Origin of the sequence: Desulfocurvus sp. (assembly GCF_023230885.1) — a bacterium.
In the GTDB taxonomy this organism is placed as follows: Bacteria; Desulfobacterota; Desulfovibrionia; order Desulfovibrionales; family Desulfovibrionaceae; genus Desulfocurvus.
Genome location: NZ_JALNWM010000132.1, coordinates 1 through 9,269 on the forward strand (window position 1 = coordinate 1; position 9,269 = coordinate 9,269).

Sequence of the window (9,269 nt, forward strand, 5' to 3'; positions counted from 1 at the left end):
CGCCCCGCCCGGCCCGGACCCGGGCCGGGGGCCCTCTGCCCCGCCGCGAAATCGGCCCCGCCGCACATGTGGAAAATTTTCGGGGAACCCGTTTTCCACGGATCCATTGCCCTCTGAGGGCTCCCGAAGCGCCGTCCCCGCCCGGGTTTCCCGACATTTCCGTTTTGCAATTCCGCCAGAATCACGATATATCGTAATGCACGGCCCCGCCACACCCAACCCGCCCCCGCGCAAGGATCGTCCATGACCCTGCGGCACATGAACTTCTTCAAGCTGCTTTCCGGCGAGGTGGCCCCGCGTCAGCTCCTGCTCAAATTCCTGCTGCTGCTGCTCGAACTGCAAAACGTGGAGCGCGGGTCCATCTGGACCCGCGAGGACGACGACTACGTCTGCCTGGAGGCCGTGGGCGAAGGCAGCGACACCATCAAGGGCATGCGCATCCCCCGGACCCTGGAGAGCATCGTGGGCTGGGTCATGCGCAACGGGCGCATGACCACCGCCGAAGCCGGACGCGACGAGCGGCACTTCAAGGAGGCCGAGGAAGGGCTGGCCGTCAAGTCCAGCATGATCCTGGCCTTCCCGCTGATCCTCAAGGATTCCTCGGTCTACGGGGTGGTGGAGGTCATCGACACCTGCGCCGAGGGCGACTCCATGAACCTCAACCCCGAATATCTCGAATTTCTCCAGAATCTTGTGGACATCGGGTCCATCGCCCTGTCCAACTCCATCGAATTCTTCGGGCAGGTGGAGGAGAACCGCGAGCTCAAGCGCACCATCCAGGTCATGAGCGGCGAGGGGCTGGTGGCCGGGCCGAGCCCGTCCTTCGGCCATGCCGTGCGCCTGGCGCGCAGCTACGCCGCCAACGACTATCCCGTGCTGATCACCGGCGAGTCCGGCGTGGGCAAGGAGGTGCTGGCCCGCGAGATCCACCGCGTCAGCGCCCGCCACGCGGGGCCCTTCCTGGTCCAGAATTGCAGCGCCATCCCGCGCTCGCTCCTGGCCAGCGAACTCTTCGGCTACAAGCGCGGCGCCTTCACCGGGGCCTATCGCGACAAGATCGGCCTGTTCGAAGCCGCCGAGGGCGGCACCGTGTTCCTGGACGAAATCGGCGACATGACCACCGACTTGCAGGCCGCCCTGCTGCGCGTGCTCCAGGACAACGAGATCAAGCCCCTGGGCGGCAACGTGGCCCGCAAGGTGAACGTGCGCATCATTTCGGCCACCAACAAGGACCTGCGCCGGGCCATCCGCGAGGGCACCTTCCGCGAGGACCTGTTCTTCCGGCTCAACGTGCTGCCCGTGGTGGTGCCGCCCCTGCGGGACCGCCCCGAGGACGTGCCCTACCTGCTGGCGCACTTCATCCGCCGCGAGGCCGTGCTGCTGGGCCAGACGCCGCGCCCGGTGTCCCACGCGGCGATGGAGCTCCTGGCGGCCTACCCCTGGCCGGGCAACGTGCGCGAGATGGAAAACTTCGTGAAGCTCGTGCTGGTCACCGCCGAAGACGGCGAGATAGGCCCGGCGGACCTGCCCCAGCCCATCCTGGACGGCGCCCGCGAACGGCTGGCCGAGGCCCACGTCGAATTCCCGGCCTGCGTGGCCGCTCCCCTGCGCGACCCCTTCGCGGGCAAGGACTGGGACACCGTGGAACGCGAGTACGTCATGCACCTGCTGGAGCGCCACCGCTGGGTCATCAGCCGCGCGGCGCGCGAGGCGGGGCTCAAGCGCTCCACCTTCGACTCGCGCATGAAACGCCTGGGCATCAGCAAAACCCCGCCGCCAGCCTAGGGCCGCGCCCCGCGCACCCACGGCCCGGCCGCGCGCCCCAGGCGCAGGCCCGGGGGCTTCAGGCCCTCGGCGTCGGGGTCGGCCCCGGGGGGCGCGTCGGGCAGCAGGCGCGCGGCAAACTGCCCGGGCCGGGCCCGCTCGGCCCGGGCCAGCAGGTCCAGCTGCCCGGCCCACAGCTCCCCCGGGCGCGGGCCCATGAACAGCGCCAGGGTGGGCACCTGCACGCCGTCCAGGGCCAGCGGCGGCCCCGGGGCGGCCCCGGGCGCGGGCGGCAGATGGGCCAGCACCAGAAAATCCGGCGCCACGCTGCGCGCGGCCGCCAGCGCGGCAACCGCCGCCCCGCCGCCCTGGCCCCACAGCCCGGCCCGGCCCCCGTCCACTCCCGGCTGCGCCCGCAGGGTGCGCAGGGCCGCCAGGGCGTCGTCGGCCTGCTGCTGGGGCGACGCAGGGCCCCGGCCCTGCGCGCAGCCGCGGCCCTCGCAGGCCAGCACCGCCAGCCCGTGCAGGGCCAGGGCCTGGGCAAAGCCCAGCATGCGCTCCCGCCCCGCGCAGTCCGCGCAATGCACAAGCACCACCCCCGGCGCGGGGCCGCCCCCGGGCAGCCGCACCAGCGTCCCGGCCAGGGTGGCTCCCGGCGCGTCCACGGCCACCTCCACCTGCTCGAACACCACGCGCGTGCCGTACTGCATGGGCGGACGCTCCGGCAGCCACACCAGCTGGGCCGGGGTCAGGATCAGCTTGTCCCCGTAGCGGTCCTTCTTGGGCAGGATGGTCACCGAGCCCTCCACGGGCTCGGCCTGGTCGAAGGCCGGGCCGTAGGTGAAGACCATCTCGCCCCGGCGCGCCAGCTTGCGGTGCAGCCCGCTGGCCGAATCGTAGAGCACGAAGGCGCCGTGCGCCTCCCGGCCGTCGATGACGCTGACCACGCGGTCCCGGCCCACGGCGTAGTGGCCGAAATAGTCCTCGGGCACATAGGTGTCCGCCCCGCAGGCGTCCAGGGCGAAGGTGTCGGCGAAGGCGGCGAAGCCGTGCAGCCCGGTGACGTAGGTGGTGTCGCCGCGCTGGGTCGCGCTGGCCCGGGCCAGGGCCCGGGTGGGGTCCTCACGCGGGGCCGGGGGCTCCGGGGCCGGGGCGGAGGGCTGGAGCCAGGGCAGGGCCACGGCCTCGGCCCCGGCGGGCGCGGCGGCGGGCGGCGCGGCGGCGGGCGGCTCCGGGGGCGCGGCAGGAACGGCGGGCGCGGCCGCGGGCGGCGACGGGGATGCGGAAGGGGCGACGGGCGCGGCGGAAGGCACCGGCCGGGCCGCGGCAACGGCGGCCGGCGGCGAAGGGTTCTCGCGCGTCCGGGCCGCCAGGGGCCGGGGGATGGTCGGCCGCGCGGTCACGCGCTCCAGGCGCACGAGGTCCACGGTGTAGACGCGCGGCGCCGGGCGCGCCCCGGAATCCAGCCCCGCCGCCCACAGCCCGCCCAGGGCCAGGGCCGCATGCAGCAGCAGGGAAAGGATGACGCTGGCGACGCGCATTGCGCAGGGACCTCCACGCCGGGCACCCGCAGCCCCGGCGCGATGAGCATAGCACCTTCGCGCCCGCTGGGCCAATTCCCTTGCTTTCCGCTCGGTTTTCCGCCCCCGGCCCTGGTCAACGCCCCGGGCCTCGGCTAGAGTGCGCCCATGCCCGACAACGACCGCGACCCCGGCCCCACGCCCGCCCAGGCCCTGGATGCCTGCGTGGCCTACTACGAGGCCCACGCCGAACAATTCCAGGCCGAGACCACAGACCTGGACCTGGAGCACGTCTTCGCGCGCTTCCTGCCGCACATCCCGCCGGGCGGGGCAATCCTCGAAGCGGGCTGCGGCGCGGGGCGCGACGCCCGGCACATGGCCCTGCGCGGCTACCGGGTGGAGGCCTTCGACGCCTCCCCGGCCATGGTCCGCCTGGCCCGGGCCCACGCCGGGGTGCCCGTGCGCCTGCTGGATTTCGCGGCCATGGACTACCCGCCGCGCTTCCACGGCGTCTACGCCAACGCCTCGCTCCTGCACCTGCCCCCGGCGGCCCTGCCCGGGGTGCTCCAGGCCGTGGCCCGGGCCCTGGTGCCCGGGGGCGTGCTCTACGCCGGGCTCAAGCTTGGCCGGGGCCACTGGCTGCGCCGGGGCGCCCTGCCCTTCTGGGGCCACGACGAGGCGTCCCTGGCCGCGCTCCTGGCCCCGCCCTGCCCCCTGCGCCCCGTGGAGACCTGGACCACGCCCGACCTGCGCCCGGGGCGCGAGGGCCAGGCCTGGCTGCACTGCATCGCCCGCAAAGCCTGATTCCTTGCGGTCTATTCCACTGTTCCTTTGACGCGCAGCCCGGTTTGACGTTACCATCCCGCATGGTCGGCACACCCCGCCGCAACCGGAACCCGGGACCCGAGGCATGCATACCAATCCCAAGGCGAAAATCCTCACCATCGACGACGAGGACATCATCCGCGAAAGCATCGAGGCCTACCTGGAAGACAGCGGCTTCGCGGTGATCCACGCCGAAAACGGCCGCGTGGGGCTGGAAGTCTTCCGCCGCGAACGGCCCGACCTGGTGCTTGTGGACCTGCGCATGCCCGAGGTGGACGGGCTGGACGTGCTGGCCAAGGTCACCAGCGAGTCCCCGCTGACGCCCATCATCGTGGTTTCGGGCACCGGGGTGCTCCAGGACGCCATCGAGGCTCTGCGCCTGGGCGCGTGGGATTATGTGACCAAACCCGTGCAGGACATGGCCGTCCTGGAGCACGCGGTGACCAAGGCCCTGGAGCGGGCCGAGCTTCTGCGGCGCAAGGAGAGCTACAGCGAGGAGCTGGAACGCGAGGTCCGGCGGCGGACGGCGGAGCTGAGCCAGAGCAACGAGCGCCTGAACGAGGAGATCGCCGAGCGCCTGCTGGCCGAGGAGCGCATCCGCAGCTCCCTGCGCGAGAAGGAGGTGCTGCTCAAGGAAATCCACCACCGGGTCAAGAACAACCTGCAGATCATCTCCAGCCTGCTCTATCTCCAGTCGCAGCAGATCGACGAGGAACGGACCCGGGAGCTGTTCATGGAAAGCCGGGGCCGGGTGCGCTCCATGGCCCTGGTCCACGAGAAGCTCTACCAGTCCGAGGACCTGGCGCGCATCAACTACCGCGACTACCTGGCCAGCTTCACCCGCTCCATCATGCAGGCCTATCCCCAGCGCCAGCGCACCGTACGCCTGGACCTGCACCTCGACGATATCTGCCTGCCCGTGGACATGGCCATCCCGTGCAGCCTCATCGTCAACGAGCTGATGACCAACGCCCTGAAGTACGCCTTCGACGACGACAGCCCCGGCACCCTGACCCTGGCCCTGCGCCGGGCGGACGACGCCGTGGAGCTGGAGGTGCGCGACGACGGCCGGGGCTTCCCCGAGGGCTTCGACATCAGCGCCACCGACACGCTGGGCATGCAGCTGGTGATCAACCTGGTCCACCAGATTCGCGGCGCGCTGGACACCACCCTGTCCCCCGGCGCCCGCTTCACCATCCGCTTCACGCCTCCGGCCTAGCCCCTGCGGCGCGGCAGGCGGCGCACAGGCCGTCCACCCGGATCTCCACATGCCCCGCCGCCGCCCCGGGCGGCAGGGCCTGCTCCACGGCCAGGACGGCCTGGGGCAGGCAGCGCATGGCGTGGCAGCACAGGCAGTAGAAATGCCCGTGGGCCATCCCTGCGGGCGCGCCGCCCCCCGCGCAATAGCGAAAGGCCCGGTCCGGCCCCAGGGTGCGCAGGACGAGCCCGCGCTCGGCCAGCAGGTCCAGGGTCCGGTACAGGGTGGCGCGGTCCATGAACGCGGCCAGCCCGGAGCGCTCCCACAGCTCGGCGGGCGCCACGGCGCGGTCGGCGCCGAGCACCGCCGCCAGCACCTCGACGCGCTTGCGCGTTGCGCGCACCCCGGCGGCGCGCAGCAGCTGCGCCGCCCGGCTCACGCCCGCCTCCGGCCCGCCAGGCGCCGCCGCAGGGCGTCGGCGGCAAAGGCCGCCACGGCCACGGCGATGATGCTGGCCCCGGAGGTCAGGTCCAGGGCGTAGGACAGGGCCAGGCCCGCAGTGCAGAACAGCGCGGCCAGCGCCACCGAGCGGGCCATCATCCCGCCCAGGGAGCGCGACGCGGGCAAGGCCAGCCCGGGGGGGATGGTCAGCAGGGCCATGACCAGGATCAGCCCCACCACGCGGATGACCATGACCACCGAAGCCCCGACCAGGGCCAGCAGCAGGAAATGCAGCGCCAGCACCGGCACCCCGCGCACGGAGGCGAACTCGCGGTCGAAGGCCAGGGCCGTGAACTCCTTGTGGAAAAAGAGGGTCACGGCCACGATGGCCGCGTCCAGCCCGAGCATGAGCCACAGGTCCGCGCGCGGCACGGCCAGGATGCTGCCGAACAAAAAGCTCATCAGGTCGGCGTTGTAGCCGGGGGTCAGGTCGAGCAGGATGACGCCCGTGGCCATGCCCCCGGCCCACAGGGCGCCGATGAGCCGGTCGGCGCCGTCCAGGCTGCGCGCCGTGGCCGCCGCCACGGCCCCGCCCGCCGCCACGGAGAAGCCCACCGTGCACGGCAGCACGGGCCAGCCCAGGAAATAGGCCAGGCCCACCCCGCCGTAGGCCGCATGGGCCACGGCCCCGGCCAGGAACACCACGCGGTTGGCCACCACCAGGGTGCCGATGATCCCGCAGGCCACGCTGGCCAGCAGCCCGGCCCACAGGGCGTTTTGCATGAACTCGTAGGACAGGGCCTGGATCATGCCTCGCCTCCCGGGGCCGCGTCGCCCTGGCAGCCGGGGCAGCCGGGGCAGTCGGGCCCGCCGTGGCGCGGCACCACCCGGTGCGGCACCTCGCCGTGGGTGAATATCTCCACCGGGCAGGAGTGCCCGCCGCCGTACATCATGGTCAGCATGTCGCGGGTGACCTCCGGACGGCCGTGCAGGTGCACGGTGCGGTTGACGCAGATCACCGAGCGCACGCCCCCGGCCACGATGGACAGGTCGTGGCTGACGTAGAGGATGGTCATGTCCCGGTTCAGCTCGGCCAGCAGCTCCAGCAGCGAGCAGCGGCCCTGGGCGTCCACGCTGGCCGTGGGCTCGTCGAGGATGAGCATCTGCGGGTCGGCCACCAGGGCCCGGGCGATGTAGACCCGCTGGCGCTGGCCGCCCGAGAGGTCCGAGACCAGCCGGTCCCTGAGCTCCAGCATGCCCGTGCGCTCCAGGGCGGCCTCGGCCCGGGCGCGCTCGGCCGGGGTGAAACGCGGGCCGCGCCCCGTGGCACCCAGCAGGCCCATGAGCGCCACGTCGAGCACCGTCACCGGCAGCTGGCGGGCCATGCCCGTGGACTGCGGCATGTAGCCGATGCGCCGCGCAGCCCCGCGCGGGGGCCCGCCGAACACGCGCACCACGCCCCGCCCCGGGGCCAGCACGCCCAGGATCAGCTTGAGCAGCGTGGACTTGCCCCCGCCGTTGGGCCCGAGCACGGCCACATAGTCCCCGGCGGCGATGGAGAAGTTCAGGTCGCGCAGGACCTCGGGGCCGGGGCCGTAGGCAAAGCCCACGCCCCGGAACTCGACCACCGGGACCGGCGCGCCGGGCGCGGCCTTGCCGAGCTGCACCACCTCAGTTCCCTCCGCGCATGGCCCGGGCCATGCGCTCCGCCACGGCGCGCAGGTTGACGGCCCAGTCGCGGGCCAGCGGGTCGGCCTCCACCAGCGAGCCGCCCAGCTCCTGGGCCACCACCCCCGCGGAGCGCCGGGAGAACTGCGGCGAGACGAAGACGGCCCGGACCCCGTGCTCGCGGGCCTCGGCCACCAGCCTGACCATCGTCCTTGGGCCGGGCTCGCTGCCCCGGCCCTCCACGGGCATCTGCACCAGCCCGAACTCCCGGGCGAAATAGCCCCAGGAGGGATGGAAAACCATGAAGCGCCGCTCGTCCAGCCCCGCGAACAGGGCGGCGATGTCGTCATGCACGGCGCGGGCCTCGGCCACGGCGGCCTCGCAGCCCGCGGCATAGGCCCCGGCGTTGGCCGGGTCGGCCTGGGCCAGGGCGTCGCGGGTGTTGGCGGCCATGACCTGCATCAGCTCCGGCGCCAGCCAGATGTGGGGGTCGGGCAGGCCCGCGTGGTCATGGTCGTGGTGGTGGCCCTCGGCGGCGTGGTCGTGGCCGTGATCCTCGCCCTCGTGGTGGTGGTGCTCATGGACGGGCATGGGCAGCTTGGCGATGCCCGCGTCCATGGCCGCCACGCGCAGGCCGGGGTTGGCCGCCAGGAATCGCGGCAGCCACACGGTCTCGAACTCCATGCCCAGGCCGAGGTAGAGGTCGGCGGCGTCCACCTCGGCCATCTGCTTCGGGCGCGGCTCGAAGGTATGCGGGTCGGCCCCCGGTGGCACCATGACCGTGACCCGGGCCAGGGGCCCGGCCACACGCTCCACCAGCCAGGCCTGGGGTTCCACGGTGACCAGCACGCGCAGCGGCCCGCCCTGGGCGGCGAAGCCGGGCGCAGCCCCGGAGGCCAGGGCCAAGACCAGGGCAGCCAGCAGCACGAAAAGCATCTTTTTCGTCATGACGAACTCCTTGGGGATTACAGTCCCGAGGCCCTCTTTTGCAACCGAGTCGCATTTCATGTCAAGGGTGGGAAAAACCGGCTCCATGCCCCGGCCAGGAAACGCGCCGGAGGGGCGCGGGACCGGGGCCGCGCGCGTCAGCCTCTGGGACGCAGGTCCGCGCCGCGCGCATCCCCCGCCCCTGGCCTTCGCCCCCGGCGCGCGGCCTTCGAGCCGCCTGCCCGGGGTTGTAGCAAGGGATGGGCAGTTCCGCCCCCCCCGGCGCGCAGGGGTCGCCATGTGGCTGTCAACCTCTGCGGGCACAGAAGCACCGTCCATCGTGCCCTACGGCCCGTACCGCGCCGATGTCAGCCCCTGCGGGCACGGAAGCACCGCGCCGCCCGGCGCGCGGAGCGGGGCGGAAAGCCGCGCCACATCAGCCAAGAGCCGCCTGCGGCCCCGTAGGCGGCCTGGCAGCACAAGCGGCGCCTGGACATCCACACCGGAGGGCTGCCGGATGTGCTGGAAAACGTCGGCCCCACGGGGTCGGTCGATCCCGTGGGGCCGAAGGTTCCGCCCTGAACATGTTCCCGCTGTCCCCGGACAGGCGCGTTACCCTTTCCGCCGGTTGCACACGGATCGCTTCAAGACGCCGGGCCGGAGCCACACGGCGCCAGGGCGGATGGCGTCCGCAAGCAGCCGGGCCCGAGGCGCCGCGCCGAAACAGCGCGCCCCCCGGCCGAAGGGCGGAAGGCATGCACCCGTGACCAGGGCGGCGCGGGCCGTGCCCGCTCCCCCGGCGCGCGGCTCAGGGCTCGTGCTCCACGGCGATGTCCACATAGTCGCTGACCCCGGTGCAGGGGTTGACGATGGCTTGCAGCCGCCAGAAGGGTCGCCCGGCCTTGCGCGCGAAGAGCAGGTCGCCC

8 protein-coding genes are annotated in these 9,269 nt (G+C 72.9%); 3 read left to right on the forward strand and 5 right to left on the reverse strand.

Annotated elements, in window-relative coordinates; genetic code table 11:
• Positions 1–243: 243 nt before the first annotated feature.
• The gene (locus M0P34_RS10265; protein ID WP_291498822.1) at positions 244–1,785 is read left to right on the forward strand and encodes a sigma-54-dependent Fis family transcriptional regulator; all 1,542 of its coding nucleotides are present in this window, start codon (positions 244–246) and stop codon (positions 1,783–1,785) included.
• Here the strand turns inward: M0P34_RS10265 and M0P34_RS10270 are convergent.
• Positions 1,782–3,305: a hypothetical protein gene (locus M0P34_RS10270; protein WP_291498823.1), complete on the reverse strand. Its 1,524-nt coding sequence runs from the start codon at positions 3,303–3,305 to the stop codon at positions 1,782–1,784. The two genes, M0P34_RS10265 and M0P34_RS10270, sit on opposite strands and share 4 nt — an antisense overlap.
• A gap of 147 nt (positions 3,306–3,452) precedes the next feature.
• Between M0P34_RS10270 and M0P34_RS10275 the strand changes: the two genes are divergently transcribed.
• Both M0P34_RS10275 and M0P34_RS10280 read left to right on the forward strand, forming a co-directional pair.
• Entirely contained in the window at positions 3,453–4,088 is a 636-nt protein-coding gene (locus M0P34_RS10275; RefSeq protein ID WP_291498824.1) for a class I SAM-dependent methyltransferase, read from the forward strand.
• Positions 4,089–4,194: 106 nt separating this feature from the next.
• Positions 4,195–5,328 (forward strand): histidine kinase dimerization/phosphoacceptor domain -containing protein, encoded by a 1,134-nt coding sequence (locus M0P34_RS10280; RefSeq protein ID WP_291498825.1) that lies wholly within the window; start codon positions 4,195–4,197, stop codon positions 5,326–5,328.
• Here M0P34_RS10280 and M0P34_RS10285 read toward each other — a convergent pair.
• The 4 genes from M0P34_RS10285 to M0P34_RS10300 are packed head-to-tail and all read right to left on the reverse strand — an operon-like array spanning position 5,312 to position 8,364.
• A complete protein-coding gene (locus M0P34_RS10285) occupies positions 5,312–5,746 on the reverse strand; it encodes a transcriptional repressor (protein ID WP_291498826.1) in 435 nt (144 codons plus the stop codon). The genes M0P34_RS10280 and M0P34_RS10285 overlap by 17 nt on opposite strands.
• Positions 5,743–6,558 (reverse strand): metal ABC transporter permease, encoded by an 816-nt coding sequence (locus M0P34_RS10290; RefSeq protein WP_291498827.1) that lies wholly within the window; start codon positions 6,556–6,558, stop codon positions 5,743–5,745. Before M0P34_RS10290 ends, M0P34_RS10285 begins: the two co-directional genes overlap by 4 nt.
• Entirely contained in the window at positions 6,555–7,418 is an 864-nt protein-coding gene (locus M0P34_RS10295) for a metal ABC transporter ATP-binding protein (RefSeq protein ID WP_291498828.1), read from the reverse strand. The genes M0P34_RS10290 and M0P34_RS10295 overlap by 4 nt, the downstream gene beginning before the upstream one ends.
• A 1-nt stretch (position 7,419) precedes the next feature.
• Positions 7,420–8,364: a zinc ABC transporter substrate-binding protein gene (locus M0P34_RS10300; RefSeq protein WP_291498829.1), complete on the reverse strand. Its 945-nt coding sequence runs from the start codon at positions 8,362–8,364 to the stop codon at positions 7,420–7,422.
• Between the last annotated feature and the right edge of the window lie 905 nt (positions 8,365–9,269).